General features: G+C 40.6%; 14 protein-coding genes. 4 read left to right on the top strand and 10 right to left on the bottom strand.

Annotated features, from left to right (window positions below; translation table 11 throughout):
- Nucleotides 1-20 precede the first annotated feature (20 nt).
- Nucleotides 21-1,937 (top strand): molecular chaperone HtpG, encoded by a 1,917-nt coding sequence (gene htpG / locus FTU37_RS03535; RefSeq protein ID WP_180123783.1) that lies wholly within the window; start codon nucleotides 21-23, stop codon nucleotides 1,935-1,937.
- A 153-nt stretch (nucleotides 1,938-2,090) separates the two neighbouring features.
- Entirely contained in the window at nucleotides 2,091-2,366 is a 276-nt protein-coding gene (locus tag FTU37_RS03530) for a hypothetical protein (protein ID WP_180089637.1), read from the top strand.
- A gap of 68 nt (nucleotides 2,367-2,434) precedes the next feature.
- On the opposite strand, the gene FTU37_RS03525 is transcribed toward FTU37_RS03530, so the two are convergent.
- The 5 genes from FTU37_RS03525 to FTU37_RS03505 form a co-directional block, all read right to left on the bottom strand.
- A complete protein-coding gene (locus FTU37_RS03525) occupies nucleotides 2,435-3,595 on the bottom strand; it encodes a hypothetical protein (RefSeq protein WP_180089635.1) in 1,161 nt (386 codons plus the stop codon).
- Between the two features lie 98 nt (nucleotides 3,596-3,693).
- On the bottom strand, nucleotides 3,694-5,142 hold the full coding sequence (locus FTU37_RS03520) for a hypothetical protein (protein WP_180089633.1): 1,449 nt from the start codon (nucleotides 5,140-5,142) through the stop codon (nucleotides 3,694-3,696).
- 11 nt (nucleotides 5,143-5,153) lie between these two features.
- Complete coding sequence (locus FTU37_RS03515) at nucleotides 5,154-5,333, bottom strand: hypothetical protein (RefSeq protein WP_078189814.1); 180 nt, start codon at nucleotides 5,331-5,333, stop codon at nucleotides 5,154-5,156.
- Nucleotides 5,334-5,684: 351 nt separating this feature from the next.
- Nucleotides 5,685-5,873, bottom strand: coding sequence for a hypothetical protein (locus tag FTU37_RS03510; RefSeq protein ID WP_111885834.1), 189 nt, complete (start codon nucleotides 5,871-5,873; stop codon nucleotides 5,685-5,687).
- 234 nt (nucleotides 5,874-6,107) lie between these two features.
- Entirely contained in the window at nucleotides 6,108-6,356 is a 249-nt protein-coding gene (locus FTU37_RS03505) for a glycine zipper domain-containing protein (RefSeq protein WP_218946142.1), read from the bottom strand.
- Nucleotides 6,357-6,593: 237 nt separating this feature from the next.
- Here FTU37_RS03505 and FTU37_RS03500 point away from each other — a divergent pair, with 237 nt between their 5' ends.
- Nucleotides 6,594-6,794, top strand: a complete 201-nt coding sequence (locus FTU37_RS03500) for a dodecin family protein (RefSeq protein ID WP_067761311.1) — start codon at nucleotides 6,594-6,596, stop codon at nucleotides 6,792-6,794.
- A 76-nt stretch (nucleotides 6,795-6,870) separates the two neighbouring features.
- Here the strand turns inward: FTU37_RS03500 and FTU37_RS03495 are convergent, their stop codons facing one another.
- The 5 genes from FTU37_RS03495 to ompR form a co-directional block, all read right to left on the bottom strand.
- Nucleotides 6,871-7,557, bottom strand: a complete 687-nt coding sequence (locus FTU37_RS03495) for a DsbA family protein (protein WP_111885832.1) — start codon at nucleotides 7,555-7,557, stop codon at nucleotides 6,871-6,873.
- A gap of 148 nt (nucleotides 7,558-7,705) precedes the next feature.
- On the bottom strand, nucleotides 7,706-8,125 hold the full coding sequence (locus FTU37_RS03490; RefSeq protein WP_180007058.1) for a GNAT family acetyltransferase: 420 nt from the start codon (nucleotides 8,123-8,125) through the stop codon (nucleotides 7,706-7,708).
- A 127-nt stretch (nucleotides 8,126-8,252) separates the two neighbouring features.
- Entirely contained in the window at nucleotides 8,253-9,770 is a 1,518-nt protein-coding gene (locus FTU37_RS03485; protein WP_180123789.1) for an acetyl-CoA hydrolase/transferase family protein, read from the bottom strand.
- A gap of 206 nt (nucleotides 9,771-9,976) precedes the next feature.
- Entirely contained in the window at nucleotides 9,977-11,437 is a 1,461-nt protein-coding gene (locus FTU37_RS03480; protein WP_111885830.1) for an ATP-binding protein, read from the bottom strand.
- Nucleotides 11,438-11,722: 285 nt separating this feature from the next.
- Entirely contained in the window at nucleotides 11,723-12,487 is a 765-nt protein-coding gene (gene ompR, locus FTU37_RS03475) for a two-component system response regulator OmpR (RefSeq protein WP_078189809.1), read from the bottom strand.
- 335 nt (nucleotides 12,488-12,822) lie between these two features.
- Between ompR and FTU37_RS03470 the strand changes: the two genes are divergently transcribed.
- Nucleotides 12,823-15,183: a Tex family protein gene (locus tag FTU37_RS03470; protein WP_180007060.1), complete on the top strand. Its 2,361-nt coding sequence runs from the start codon at nucleotides 12,823-12,825 to the stop codon at nucleotides 15,181-15,183.
- Nucleotides 15,184-15,235 lie beyond the last annotated feature (52 nt).

Below are 15,235 nucleotides of genomic sequence, written 5' to 3'. Positions count from 1 at the left end.
TAATATGAACGGAGAGACGGATGAGCGAACAAAATTCTCAAAAACATAGCTTCCAAGCAGAAGTAGCTCAGTTACTACATTTGGTAACGCATTCTTTATATTCCAATCCAGAAATTTTCTTACGTGAGTTAGTGTCCAATGCTTCGGATGCATGTGACAAACTCCGTTTTGAAGGGATTAATCATCCTGAATATTATGAAAATGATCCAGATTTACATGTGCGTATTCATTTAAATAAAGAGCAGAAGACAATTACCATTTCGGATAATGGTATTGGTATGACACAACAAGAAGCGATTGATCATTTGGGTACGATTGCTAAGTCTGGCACTAAAGATTTTATGTCGAAGCTTACGGGTGATCAAAAGTCAGATGCACAATTGATTGGTCAATTTGGTGTGGGCTTCTATTCAGGTTTTATTGTTGCTGAAAAAATTACAGTGGAATCACGTCGTGCTGGGGTAAATGCCGCTGAAGGGGTACGTTGGGTTAGTAATGGTACAGGTGAGTTTGATGTAGAGCCAATTGATAAGGCTTCACGTGGAACCGACATCATTTTGCATTTACGCGAGGATGCTTTAGATTATTTAGATCGTTACAAAGTTAAGCAGATTATTAATAAATACTCTGATCATATTAGTTTGCCAATTGAGATGCAGAAAGAAGTTTGGCAACAAGAGGAAGCTGCCGAAGGCGAAGAAGCAAAACCTGGTCAATATCTGACGGATGAATGGGAAGCGATTAACTCAGCAAGTGCATTATGGACGCGTAATAAAAATGAGATCAGTGAAGAACAATATACTGAGTTTTATAAAAACCTGAGCCATGATTTTGAAGCCCCGCTTGCGTGGACACACAACCGTGTAGAGGGAAGTACTGAATATACACAGTTACTTTATATTCCATCTCGCGCACCAAGCAATATTTTCACACGTGAAGCTAAAGCAGGAATTAAGCTCTATGTGAAACGTGTATTTATCATGGATGATGCGGATAATTTGATTCCAAATTATTTACGTTTTGTTCAAGGTGTGGTGGATAGCGCAGACTTGCCGCTGAATGTGAGCCGTGAATTATTGCAAGAAAGCCGCGACGTGAAAACGATTCGCGAAGGTAACGCCCGTCGTATTTTGACCGTACTTGATGCTTTGGCAAAATCGGAAGATGCTGCAGATCAAGAAAAATTTAAAACCTTCTATGCAGAATTTGGTTCAGTTTTAAAAGAAGGACTGGGCGAAGATATGGCAAACCGAGAGCGTATTTTAAAATTGTTACGTTTTGCCACTGCCAGTAACGATGAAGTCGTGACGTCATTGACGGACTATAAAGCCAACATGAAAGAAGGCCAAAAGGCAATTTACTATGTGACTGCTGATAGTTTAAATGCAGCGAAAAACTCTCCGCAACTTGAATTGTTCAAGAAAAAAGGCATCGACGTTTTGCTCATGACCGAACGTGTAGATGAGTGGGCGATGGAATTTGTATTTGAATTCGATGGCACACCATTACAAAACGTCGCTAAAGGTGCGGTTGATTTAGGTGACTTGCAAGATGCTGAAGAGAAAAAAGCACTTGAAGCCGCAGCGGAACAATTTAAACCAGTGGTTGAAAAATTGTCAGCATCGCTCAAAGACAAAACCTCAGAGGTTCGTGTAACCACACGCTTAGTTGATTCTCCTGCATGTTTGGTGGTGGCTGAAGGTGAGTTATCACCGCAACTGGTTCGCATGCTAAAACAAGCAGGACAAGCGGTTCCAGAGTCAAAACCAGTCTTGGAAATCAATCCATCCCATCCTTTGGTGCAAAAATTAGAAAGCTCGGCGCAGTTTGATGATTTGGCGAATGTTATTTTTGATCAGGCGTTGATTGCTGAAGGTGGTTTACCCGAAGATCCAGCCCAATATATCAAACGGATTAACAGCTTATTGCTGAAGTAACCGTGATATGAAATGAACCTCCTTCGGGAGGTTTTTTTATTTGGTTTTTCGATAGAGGGCATAAATAAAAACGTCCATGTTTTAATCTTTAAAATAAATTAAAGATAAATAATTAATCTATAATAGCGATCATTGAATATTGGGAATTGTAAGATGAAAACTTTAGTGATCGCTGTAATGGGTTCGCTGCTCTCTATGGGCCTCATGCAATCTGCTCAGGCAGATAGCGCTACGCAAAAAATGGTGCGTAATGACCGAGTGCAGGTTTCAAAGCAGATCGCACAATACGATATCAACCCTTTTGTCGATAGCCGCCGTGTGATACGAAATGATCGTGCTCAGTACAGCTTTCCTAAAGTGAAAAAAGTCGCTGAAAAGCAGTCGCGTATTGCACGTAATGATCGTGTGAGTGTGATTAAGAAAAACTGAACCTGAGTTATTTAAAAAAGCCCATCCTGTTGAGATGGGCTTTTTTATATGCTGTGTTTAAAGAGGTTTTAAAACAGGGCTTCAAGACGCACTAAAGCGCCCAAAAAGTGGCTTTTATCATCACGATGGTTATTGTGGTAATTGAGATCGCCTTGGATATAAAACCATTCGCGCAGGAAGGGTTGGCGCCATGACACAGATGGCCCCCAACTGTTTAAACGCAGTTGATCGTTATTGTAAAAACCACCTGTATATAGGCCATAGCTGAAGCGGTTGCCTTTAAAAAATTGGTGTTGGCGAAAACTGAAGTTATCCCATTTCAAATCATCATCCTGCGTATCGGCATAGGTCAGGTTGAATTGGTTCGAGATAAAGGATTGGCCTGGGCGGGCATGGGTTAATTCTAAATTGGTTCTTAGATAATTTTCACTGTCGATGCCATAGCGATAAATCTGTTCTGCTAAAAAACGAAAGTCATTGTCGAGTTGCCATTTTTTAGCTGCTTTTAAGCGGACATATAGGTCATCACCAGAACGTAAACCGAGATCAACGTCAGTTTCGAAGGGCAGTCGATCTGAAATTTCTGACCAACGTAAAGCCAGTGAACTGTTATCTTCACGGGTTTGCTTATTGTCATAATTTTTATCACTACGCCCCGCAGGGTTTTCATTGGTAATTGCAGCATTATTTTCTAATTCATTATCAAGTGAGTCATCACCAAAGACCACACTCAATTTTTTTTCTAAAGTGGGAAGCTTAATTTTACCGCGAATACGTGGCTTAATTTCGTATTCATCGTGCTTATTCCAACTGTTGTCTAAAATCACCCTAAGGGTAGCATTGGCTGGTTTATCAGGCTCACTTTGCCCAAACCAATTATCCATGCGAACGGCCGTTCGATCTGCCCAATTTCGGACTTTCTTCTGTTGTCGATCGGTCCAGCTATTATTTTCCGTTTGTTCTGTTGTCGGAACAATGGGGTGATCTGATTGTTCAGGTAAGAAGGTCGGTGTTGCATCAATCCAACGTGGAATTTGATCTAAAAAATCATAGGTCTTTGGCGTGATATACGATGAATTTTGGTCAGTTTCAGGCACATCCTGCGAATGTTCACCCTCAGTTTCATTGACGACAGCATCAGTTTCATTGGCCCAAGCAACTTGATACATCAAGCTCATTGATGCGGAAAAAAGCAAAGTCCGAATAAAGTACTGTTGTTTTTTATGCATATGTTTTGGCTCTATTTAATTATCATCTGAGTATCCTGCATCTGTAGTTTTGTTATTTTTGTCGGATAAATGCAAGCCAAACTACAAAATAAATGCAATTAATCTTCGGTCATTTGCTTAAGTGCTTGATAAAGCGAAATCACATCAATGGGTTGAGCCAATTGTTGGATCACATTTTGGATGCTTTGCCAATTTAAACCTTGCTGTCGATGGAGGATCAAATAGGGAAGGGCTTGTTCAGTACGCAAGAGTGCCATGCGTTTTTGACCGTGGATTAAACGTATTTTTTGACGTTCTTGTAATAATAACAGCGGGGTATGTAGCGTCGGTTCAGGTTCATCAAAATGAATGAATTTTTGCGTATGAACTAACTGTACCGGGATAAATGGATAATAGTCGTTTTGCGACCAAATCATTTCAGCATGCTGAGACTGTTGATAGAGCTGATCAGGTGCAGCACAGAGTTGCTCTAGACTGTCCCATGATATGACTTTAATCGCGGCAAGTTCATGTTGATGTTGTTGGCAAAACAGCTGAGAGAGTCGAATGGCTTCCATCTGCGTTTGCGCACCAAACAACAAGAGATATTTGATGAAGCGACCTTCGGTATTGATTTGCTCTGCTAAATACAGTGGCTGGTTTTTCCAATCTGTACCATCTGTTGTATGTAATAGAACATCAAGTTGCGTTGTGAGTTCAGGCTGATCTATAAACTGCAATTCATACAAGGCCAATTGCGCATCGATGTTTTGCAGCGTTTGAACGCGAGCGGTATATTGAGCGATTTGAACCTGTTCAGGAAATTCAACGCCTGCCATTGTCGAGTTGAGATGTTCCTCCGATGGCGCATGTGTTGGCTGCTCAATTAGAACAAGAGGAACGGTATCAGGTGCAGAAAGCTCCGGTTTATTTGTATTTGAGTTATCAAGCAACGTATCCGCTTTATTGATTTGCTTATCGCAATGATCTAGATCAACAGATCCGTCTTTATTTATCGCTTCAATTGGCAGTAGGTTGTCCACACTTGCTGCAACACAGCTTGGCGCTGAGATGATTTCATCCTTTAGGCGTAAGGCATGTAGACGTAGATCGGTATCACTGATTAAACATTTATATAGCTGTTGTTGTTCAATTAACCAATCATAGCATTCGCTAAAATTGCCCCATTCACTGAGTAAAGCCGTGCGCTGTTTGGCTGGAATCATCCACACTTGCCAACCTAATTCATGGTCATGCAGCAAGGCCCAACCCATCTCTGGATATTGATATAAAGCATTTTCAAGTGCAGCATCATGGTTAAAATAGCCACGAAATAACCATGAATATGGCGTTTGTTTGGAAAATTCAGTTGCAGCCATTTGTGGCTTAGTTAATGCGCGATAACTTAATATTTGCTTTTGAAAAATTGGTTCATCGCATAAGGCAAAAATTTCATGAATCCGACGTTTAGAAAGCGCCGTTTCATAAAAACTTAAAGCACGATGTTCAAGTTGATGGGTCAGTACATGGATTTCTTTTATTAATTGTACTTTCTCTTGTAAATTCATTTGTCCGCTTCCTAAAGGACTTTTTGTGCTTTTTCTAAATATTTAGCCAATACAATATTGGTTGCAAGTTCTACTAATTTATATTCAGCCGAATTCGGGTTTCGATATGTATTGGCCAATTCAATCAGGCGTTCAATATCGATGACCTGCGGTGAAATTTTTCCTTGTATCAGTGCCTGAAGTTCTTGCATAGGACAATGTAAATTTAAAAATAAAGAAGTCGATTAGTTCATTTGATTATAGAGATTTCATTAAAAAAAACATGGAAATAAATGTCAGCTTCTACAAATTAAGTGTTGAATATGACAATTAATGCGCATTTTGTTTAAAAATAATACCAAATCATCAGCTTAAAGATACGCTTTGCAAATTTTATCGCGGCATAGTTGGATCAATTTTTTTGAAGTCATCATCAGCGATTGAGCGCTTTTAGATGTTCATTTTTAATGTTAAGTAAAGAATAAAGCCCAAAGTAAAGGCACATAAAATAAAAAACCGATGGTGGGAGCCATCGGTTTTTTTATGGAAAAATCAGCTAAAAATTAAGCTTTTTTTTCTGTGTTTGTGATAACTTCAGTTGTATCAGCAGCTGGAGCTTGGCTCTCTGCATTGGCAGTTTCAGCAGTTACAGCTTTTTTTACTGGAAAATCTGGTACGTAAACGATTTGTGCAGAAACAGTTGCAGAAAGCGCCATCACAGCAACAGCCATAGCATATTTGATTGCGTTCATTTGTGTATTCCTATCAATCATTAGTAACTCAAAAATTGAGTCAGGGAGAAAATTAATCACTTGAATTTATGTGAAAATAATATCAAAAAATAATCAATTAAAAATGATCGATTCGGCAACACAAGATAAATGGTAGGATTTAATATTCATATAAAACAGTCTATTAGAGTTATTGCTCTAGAGTTTTTAGTGGCTGAGTGACAGCGGCGTATCACTCAGATATAGATGAAAAATCTATGAATGTTTGGCACATTTCTTTTCATAGACTTTGCCTGCGATACCACCAATAATGGCACCACTAATCGTACCAAAAACAGGTAATATACTGCCTGCAACAGCTCCGATCGCAGCACCTTTGACGGTCGGAGAAAAACGTGAGAGAAAGCTATTCTTCCCTGTTTGGGACTCGTTGGTGGTTGTTTGAGGGGTTGTATTGGTAGATAGTTCGGTTTCAGCAGAAGTTGCTTGAGGTTCAATAGTCATGACATTACTCCCGAGCATGATCGTTTGAAGAATGAAGCTTTTAGCCTAATCGGTAGTGGCCTTGGCTTAAACAGAAAGCATGTAATAAATGATGGTCAGTTTGTAATCCCTCGAAGTGGAATTCACTCCTGTGTAAGACATGTAATATTTTGCTGTTTTGATGTTTGAAAAATAACCAAAATAAGTGACTTAATCATATGATGAAGATTCAAAATCATAACAATGAGGATAAATACAATGTCTGTTGCTAAAGTCGTTGAAGTAAATGCAAGTAGCACAAAAAGTTTTGAAGATGCCATCCAAACGGGAATTAATAAAGTCACTGAAACCGTAAAGAACGTTCAGGGTGCATGGATTAATGAACAAAAAGTTGTGGTGAAAGACAATAAAATTGCGGAATATCGAGTGAACTTAAAAATCAGCTTCTTGGTGGAATAAGTTTCATTTTATTGATGTTAAAAACTGATCATAAAAAATCCCCGAAGTTCGGGGATTTTTGATTGAACGCGCTGAATTATTTTTCAGGTGTTTCACAGCTTTCATCATTACAGACAGGTGTAGGAGCAAGCTCAGGGAGTTCCGCAGCTTTGTCCATCACTTTTTTAAATACATCTTTCGGTTGAGCGCCTGCTAAAGCAATGCGTTGCTCAAATACAAAGAACGGTACACCCGTAACTTTAAGTTGATCGCGTGCTACTTCTTCGTCGTATTTGACGAAATCGGCAAATTCATCTGAGTCTAATAAGTCATCGACTTCAACAGGGTTTAGACCAATACGAGATGCAACATCTTCTAAGGTTTCACGTTCACCAATGGCCAAGCCTTGCGTCATATAGCTATAGAAGAAAGCTTCTTTGGCTTCACTGCCGAGACCTTTGCTTTGTGCAAGATGAATCAAGCGGTGCGCGTTGAAAGTATTACCTGAATTGGCTTTTTGCCAGTTAAATTCAATACCTTCAGCTTTTGCCATTTCGGCAATATTGCGCTGCATTTCCTCTACTTCTTCAATACTGCGGCCATATTTTTGAGCTAGACGTTCAGTATTAGAAATTTCTAGGCGAGCGGGCGCATCTGCATCAAGTTGATAGCTATGCCAAAACACTTCAAGTTCTACACCCGATTCTTCGGCAGCAGCTTCAAGGCGTTTTTTCGCAATATAACAAAATGGGCAAACCACGTCTGACCAGATATCTACACGCATGGGAAATCTCTTTTCTATGTTCTGGGAAAATGATGGGGGCAAATCCTAAAATTTAAAGCCAAGCAATGCAATCCATTTTTGTTTCGATGGTGCAATGTCGAATTTTTTTTATGTTGCTTCAAGGATTGACCGAAGATTTGTCGGACTATTAATCCGTGATTAAACGTTTACCCAAACAAATCACTTCAACCTCTTCATAGCCCAATTGTTCATAAAAATTTTGTACGTCAATGTTGTCTTGGCGAATCAGTAATTGAAGTTTTGGGCAACCTAAAGCAATTAAGCGTTTTTCTAATTGTTGAATGAGGGCGGTGGCAACGCCATTACGCTGAAAATGTGGATGTACAGCAAGATAATTGACCCAGCCTCGATGTCCATCATAGCCCCCCATCACAGTTGCGATCAATTGATCATCTTTGATAGCCAATAAAAATAATTGATCACGTTGCGCTAGTTTTCGAAATATATCAATTTCAGGGTTATTCCATGGACGGGTCAGATCACACAGTTCCCAAAGTGCAATTACATCATCTAAATCAGATTCGAGATAGGGGCGGATAATAAACATAATTTTTGTTTTAGCATGTATTTTGACCAATTTAGATTAGTCGAGTTTTGCAGACTTGATAAGTCATATTGAAAAATAAAAGCCATAAAAAAACGCTCCGAAGAGCGTTTTCTTATTTCACTGTCAATTAAGCAGTTTTAACTTCTGGTTGAGCAGCTAACATGTGGCCGTTCTCTTCGAAGTTGATGTGCCAAGACAATGCTTCACGTAGAAGGTGAGGTGTTTGACCACCTTTCGCACATGCACGGTCGAAGTAATCATTTAGCGCATCACGGTACATAGGGTGAGCACAGTTGTCGATTACTGCACGAGCACGTTCACGTGGAGCAAGACCACGTAAGTCAGCAAGACCTTGTTCAGTAACTAAGATGTCAACGTCGTGTTCAGCATGGTCAATGTGAGAAGCAAATGGAACAACAGAAGAAATGTCGCCGCCTTTTGCAATTGATTTAGTCACGAAGATCGCCAAGTGTGCATTACGTGCGAAGTCACCTGAACCACCGATACCGTTCATCATTTTTGTACCGCAAACGTGAGTTGAGTTCACGTTACCGTAGATATCAAACTCAAGCGCAGTGTTGATACCGATGATACCTAAACGACGTACAAGTTCTGGATGGTTCGAAATTTCTTGTGGACGTAATACAAGTTTGTCTTTGTATTGTTCAAGGTTATTAAATACTTTTTCGCCATATTTAGCAGAAAGCGTAATAGAAGAACCTGAAGCAAATTTCATTTTGCCTGCGTCGATCAATTCAAATGTACAGTCTTGAAGTACTTCAGAGTACATGATCAAGTCTTCAAAGTTTGAATCTTTAAGACCAGTCAATACTGCGTTTGCAATTGAACCGATACCTGCTTGTAATGGACCAAGGTTTTTCGGTAAACGACCTTCTTCTACTTCTTTTTCAAAGAAAGCGATCAGGTGGTTTGCAATACCTTGAGTTTCATCATCAGGTGCAGTCACTGTAGATGGAGAGTCATGCAATTCGTTGTTAAATACGATACCTACGATTTTTGAAGGATCGATGTTGATTGCATGTGTACCAATACGTTCGTCAACTTGAGTCAATGGAATCGCTTGACGTGTTGGACGATACGTTGGGATATAAATATCGTGTAAGCCTTCGAATGCTGGGCTTAAGTTGGTGTTGATTTCAACAATCACTTTTTCAGCAAAAATTGCGAAGCTTGCAGAGTTACCTACAGAAGTTGTAGGGATGATGCCACCATCTTCAGTGATCGCAACAGCTTCAATAATTGCCACATCAGGCTTTTTAAGCTGAAGGTTACGCATTTGTTCAACTGTTTCAGACAAATGCTGATCGATGAACATCACTTCGCCTTTGTTGATGGCTTTACGTAATGTATTGTCTACTTGGAACGGTAAACGACGAGCAAGAACACCTGCTTCAGTCAATTTTTTGTCCAAATCGTTACCCAAGCTCGCGCCAGTAATTAGGGTAATTTTAAGAGGATTAGCATGAGCCTGTTGAACCAACGCTAAAGGTACAGCTTTCGCTTCACCTGCGCGTGTGAAACCACTCATACCTACCGTCATACCATCCTGAATGAATTCAGCAGCTTTTTCTGCGCTGATAACTTTGTCGTGAAGGGCAGTTAAACGGATGCGATCTAAAGACATCATATACTCTCGTGAAATTCTCAAAACTGATACGGATTGTACCGATCAAAAAAGCCATTTTGCATACCTGTTAGGCTAAGGTCTAATTTTTTGAAAAAATGTGGGTATAAGATTTTATTATGTTTTTTAAACTACTGAATAATAAAGTTAAAAATATCAATGGTTAAAGCTTAAACAAAACTGTTCGTTGCTTTTTTGAACGCTTGTTAAAAGCGTTCAGTTAAACTTTGCTTAATTTTTTCCAATGGGCTGTTGTTTAATATTTCATCATTTTCGAGTTTTTGCAGTGGTAAAGAAATGATCGCTTCGAGTCCACCTTCTGCTCGATTGTGAATTGAAAGTTGACCTTCGTGAATATCCACAATACGTTTTACAATGGCTAAACCGAGTCCACTGCCTTGAATGGTACGTGCATCATTACCACGTACAAAAGGTTGCATCAGGTCTTCAATTTGGTCTTCAGGAATCCCTTCGCCATTATCGGCAACGCGAATTTGAATATGGTCACCTTCATATTCGGTAGACAGTTCAATCGGCTCGGCACCATAGCGTTTTGAGTTATTGATTAAGTTCCCTATTAATCGTTTTAAGGACAGGCTACGTGCTTGAATAATCGGTAAGTCTTGAGGTTCAAAGCGAATATCTAAAGGTTTAAATTGAATCACTAATTCCTGCAATAGCGCATTTAAATCAGTATCTTGCGGAACCTCATCAGAGCCATCTCGCATATACGAAATGAACTGATTCAGAATTGCATCCATATCTTCAACATCGTAAATCAGACCTTCTTTTAGGAAGTCATCATCAGGCATCATTTCTGCGCTGAGTCGAATACGGGTCAGCGGAGTACGCAAATCGTGGGAAATACCGGCCAACATGATGCGGCGATCACGTTCAGTTTGTTCCAGCGTGTAGACCATGTGGTTAAAGGCTTGGTTTACTTCACGGATTTCTTGTGGCCCATGGTTGGTTTCTAAATAAGGTGCAGTGCCGTGTTTACTATAGTTGTTTGCCGCATCTTGTAAACGTTTTAGTGGACGGTTGAGCTGACGAACCAAGGTTAAGATAATGATGCCAGCAATCAGCGGAATACCCAATAACCAGCCTAAAATCAGCTCTGCGCTATAGTTGGCATAGGTTTTTAAAGGCTCGCGAACCCAGTTGCCATTCATTTCTGGAGTTTGAATCCAGATGCGTGGGTCAGGTTTAAATTGGAAATACACGGTCGCATTATCAATGCGCATTTCTTTGGCCAGTTTCTTTTCAATTTGATTGGTAAAGAACTCTGCAATGACTTTGTCTTTGACATTGGGGAATTCTTTCGGATCGGTCACATATTCGATCCCGACACGGTTGCGCATCCAGTCGTCGACATCCACTTCGGCATTGTTATGAAAAATCCGTAAATCAGGATTGTTAATGATTTCAAGCTCGACCGCGAGGTAACGAGCATGTTGTTGAATTTCGGGTAAATAGAGTGTGCGCCAAAAGAACCATAAGGACATAAACAGGCTAAAAAACACCACAAATAAGACCAATACGGTGGTCCGCATGGCTGCAGAGCGGGGTTTGATTTTATCGAGGAAGCGTTCCCAAGGTGTCCGTTTTTTTTCGGAGTAGGTAACGTAGTCGGTAAATTCCTGTGGGTCGATGGGTTCGAGTTTCACGCTATATCCCTAGAGTAAATTTTAGAGTGTGAGATCAATTAACCCTGTTGGATACGCGTTCAGGTCATACGCAACTGTTCGAGGCAGGAAGCATGGAATAGATTATGTTTCTGCGATGATTCTGATATGAAGCAGAAATGAGACGAGTTTTGCGTATGACAATGGTTTTGCTTACTTTTGCCGAAACAAAAGTAAGGCGAACCGCAGGTTATTGGATAAATTTAATGTTCAATGAAAAGACTCCGCCTAATGAACGGCGGAATTTTTTATTACTATTTATTTGGATTATTCAGCACCATCTGGAACAAAGACATAACCCACGCCCCAAACGGTTTGGATATAGCGTGCACGTGCTGGGTTTTCTTCAACCAAACGACGCAGGCGAGAAACCTGAACGTCAATTGAACGCTCCATAGCACCCCATTCACGACCACGAGCAAGATTCATTAACTTGTCGCGTGTCAGTGGTTCACGAGGATGTTGAACTAATGCTTTAAGTACGGCAAATTCACCCGTTGTTAATGTGACGACTTGACCTTCACGGGTTAATGTACGAGTAGACAGGTCGAGTGACCACGGACCAAAAGACACCACTTCCATTTGTTGGCTTGGTGCGCCCGGAACTTCACGCACTTGACGACGTAATACGGCACGAATACGTGCCAAAAGCTCATTCGGGTTGAATGGTTTTGGTAAATAGTCATCTGCACCGGCTTCAAGTCCAGCAATACGGTCTGAATCACTACCACGAGCGGTCAGCATAATGATTGGGGTATCGATGCTAGATTGGCGCAGACGGCGACAAATACTCAAGCCATCTTCAACAGGTAACATAAAGTCGAGCACAATCAGGGAAAAGAGTTCCCGCTGCAACAGACGATCCATCTGAGTCGCATCATGTGCGGTTTTGACCACAAAACCTTTATCTTCTAGGAAGCGTTGTAAGAGGGTGCGTAGACGCACATCATCATCGACAACCAGAATGCGTTCGACTCGGTCGGTTTCGGCTTGTACGGCATCTGTTTTTTCAGCAGGTACAACTAAACTCATGACGTGCTCCTTATTCTTTATTGTCATCGTAAACAAAAAGTCGATTTCACTTGAGTATACGATTCATTTATATAAATTTACTATGCTCTAAAGCAACAAATATTGCAGTTAAAATCAAGACATAGATACCAAATGTATACATGTTGTTCGAATCAGTTTGCTTATCTAAGTCTCGCTAATTTGCTGTTTCATAGTCAGTTTCGTAAAAAAATGTGTATTTGAGATGAACTGGCATTAAAAACCACGAATAAATTTATAAAAACAATTGTGGATTTTATGGTCTTGGTCTTTATAATCATGGCTTTTAGAACTTATCCTTGCAGGGATCTAATACGATGACTGACTTAGTTCAGCAGTTGGCAAAAGAAATTGCCGTACGTCCAAATCAAATTGAAGCTGCCATCAAGCTCATTGATGAAGGTGCCAGTGTTCCATTTATCGCACGTTACCGTAAAGAAGTGACGCAAGGTCTGGACGATACTCAATTACGTCAGCTCGATACACGTCTGACTTACCTGCGTGATTTATTTGAGCGCCGTGAAAAGGTAATCGAATCTCTAAAAGAACAAAACAAGTTATCTGATGACTTACTTGCTCGCGTGAATGCAGCAGAAACGAAAAATGCTTTAGAAGAGATTTACGCACCGTACCGTCCAAAACGTACCAGTAAATCATTTAAAGCCAAAGAAGCGGGTTTAGGCCCAATCGCTGAAAAAATCTTTAATGAAGCGATCGATCCTACGGAAGCTTTGGCAGGCTTTAGCCATGAAGATTATGCAGATGTTGAAAGTCAACTTGATGCGATTCAACACATTTTAATTGATGAATGGGCACAAAATATTGCATTAACCACTGAGCTAAAAGCGACATTTGCGAAAACTGCAGTGTTGAAAAGTTTAGTTGCAAGCGATGAGAAAAAAGAAGTCGGTAAAAAATTCCGTGATTACTTTGATTTCTCTGAAAGCTTAAATAAAGTCCCTTCACACCGTTTATTGGCGATGCTCCGTGGCCGTCAAGAAAATGTCTTGGGCTTAAAAGTCGATGGTGAAGATGATGCACCATTGGCTCGTATTGATACTGAATACAATTTAGAAACAGCACAACCACAAGCGCGTGCAGATTTCTTAAAACAAACTGCAAAATTGTTCTGGCTCGGTAAAGTTCGTCCTGCGATTGAACATTCATTATTGACTGAAAAACGTTTGGCTGCTGAAGCTGAAGCGATGGATGTCTTTGCTGAAAACCTACGTCATTTATTACTTTCTGCTCCTGCAGGCGCACGTTGCACATTGGGTGTAGACCCAGGCATCCGTACGGGTGTGAAATTGGCTGTTGTGAATGCATCAGGTGATGTCCTTGCACATAGCACGATTTACCCATTTGCTCCGAAAGAAGACAAAGCTGGATCAGTGGCTGAACTTGCACGTCTATGCCGTGAGTTTAATGTTGAACTGATTGCCATTGGTAACGGTACTGCAAGCCGTGAAACTGAAGCTGTTGTAGCTGAAATGATGGCAGCAAATACAGACTTGAACTTGATTCGTGTGTCGGTATCTGAAGCAGGCGCGTCGGTTTACTCAGCATCTGAATTGGCGTCAAATGAATTGCCAGATTTAGATGTATCGATCCGCGGTGCTGTATCGATTGCACGTCGTTTACAAGATCCATTGGCTGAACTTGTGAAGATTGATCCTAAATCGATTGGTGTGGGTCAATACCAACATGATGTGAACCAAACCGGTTTGGCAAAAACGCTAGAAGCGGTTGTGGAAGACTGTGTGAACTCAGTAGGTGTTGATGTCAACACAGCATCATCTGCTATTTTGGGTTATATCGCGGGTCTAAATAAATCGATTGCACAGCAAATCGTTGAATTCCGCAAAGAAAATGGTCGTTTTGATAACCGTCAAAGTTTGAAGAAAGTACCTCGTTTAGGCGAACGTACCTTTGAACAAGCAGCAGGTTTCTTACGTATTCAAGATGGTTCTGAACCATTGGATGCATCTGCAGTTCACCCAGAGTCATATGACTTGGTGGCAAAAATTGTGGAAGCAAAAGCGACGACTGTAAAAGATATTATTGGTAATACTGAAATTATCCGTCAGATCGATGCAGCAGCATTTGTAAATGACCAATTTGGTTTACCGACAATTCAAGACGTTTTATCTGAACTTGAAAAACCAGGCCGTGACCCACGTCCAGAGTTCCGCACGGCTAAATTCCGTGAAGACATCACAGAAGTGGCGCAGTTGACTGAAGGTTTACAGCTTGAAGGTGTGGTTACGAATGTAACCAACTTCGGTGCATTCGTGGATGTGGGTGTACACCAAGACGGTTTAGTGCATATTTCTGAACTTGCAAATGAATTTGTTGCAGATCCGCACAAAGTCGTGAAACCAGGTCAAATTGTTCAAGTTCGTGTCTTGAATGTCGATGTTGAACGTAACCGTGTCAACTTGTCTATGCGTGCAGAAGGTGCTGCTGCAGCGAAACCACAACGTCAACCACGTCGTGACAATGCCCAGCAAGAACAACGTGGTGAGCGTAAGCCACATGCGAAACGTCCACAGCATGCCCGTCCGCAAGGCGACCGCCCACAAGGTCATAAAAAACCTCAAGCAGCGAAACCACAAGAAAATAAAATTGGTGGTTTAGGTGCGTTGTTATTACAAGCAGGGATTAAAGGTTCGAAGTAATCTTTAACTGTTAAAAAAACCTCCCATATGGGAGGTTTTTTTATATAAGATT

The organism is Acinetobacter sp. YH12097 (genome assembly GCF_013419225.1).
Classification (GTDB): Bacteria; Pseudomonadota; Gammaproteobacteria; order Pseudomonadales; family Moraxellaceae; genus Acinetobacter; species Acinetobacter amyesii.
Note: the sequence above shows the minus strand (reverse complement) of the source record. Positions and strands in the feature narration are given on the sequence as shown.

Bases quoted from the DNA above. Each gene is read 5' to 3' on its own strand.
- FTU37_RS03510 (WP_111885834.1), bottom strand. From the start codon at position 5,873: ATGAACGCAATCAAATATGCTATGGCTGTTGCTGTGATGGCGCTTTCT.
- FTU37_RS03490 (WP_180007058.1), bottom strand. From the start codon at position 8,125: ATGTTTATTATCCGCCCCTATCTCGAATCTGATTTAGATGATGTAATT.
- FTU37_RS03470 (WP_180007060.1), top strand. From the start codon at position 12,823: ATGACTGACTTAGTTCAGCAGTTGGCAAAAGAAATTGCCGTACGTCCA.
- FTU37_RS03520 (WP_180089633.1), bottom strand. From the start codon at position 5,142: ATGAATTTACAAGAGAAAGTACAATTAATAAAAGAAATCCATGTACTG.
- FTU37_RS03485 (WP_180123789.1), bottom strand. From the start codon at position 9,770: ATGTCTTTAGATCGCATCCGTTTAACTGCCCTTCACGACAAAGTTATC.
- ompR (WP_078189809.1), bottom strand. From the start codon at position 12,487: ATGAGTTTAGTTGTACCTGCTGAAAAAACAGATGCCGTACAAGCCGAA.
- FTU37_RS03530 (WP_180089637.1), top strand. From the start codon at position 2,091: ATGAAAACTTTAGTGATCGCTGTAATGGGTTCGCTGCTCTCTATGGGC.
- FTU37_RS03500 (WP_067761311.1), top strand. From the start codon at position 6,594: ATGTCTGTTGCTAAAGTCGTTGAAGTAAATGCAAGTAGCACAAAAAGT.
- FTU37_RS03495 (WP_111885832.1), bottom strand. From the start codon at position 7,557: ATGCGTGTAGATATCTGGTCAGACGTGGTTTGCCCATTTTGTTATATT.
- FTU37_RS03525 (WP_180089635.1), bottom strand. From the start codon at position 3,595: ATGCATAAAAAACAACAGTACTTTATTCGGACTTTGCTTTTTTCCGCA.
- FTU37_RS03515 (WP_078189814.1), bottom strand. From the start codon at position 5,333: ATGCAAGAACTTCAGGCACTGATACAAGGAAAAATTTCACCGCAGGTC.
- FTU37_RS03505 (WP_218946142.1), bottom strand. From the start codon at position 6,356: ATGACTATTGAACCTCAAGCAACTTCTGCTGAAACCGAACTATCTACC.
- htpG (WP_180123783.1), top strand. From the start codon at position 21: ATGAGCGAACAAAATTCTCAAAAACATAGCTTCCAAGCAGAAGTAGCT.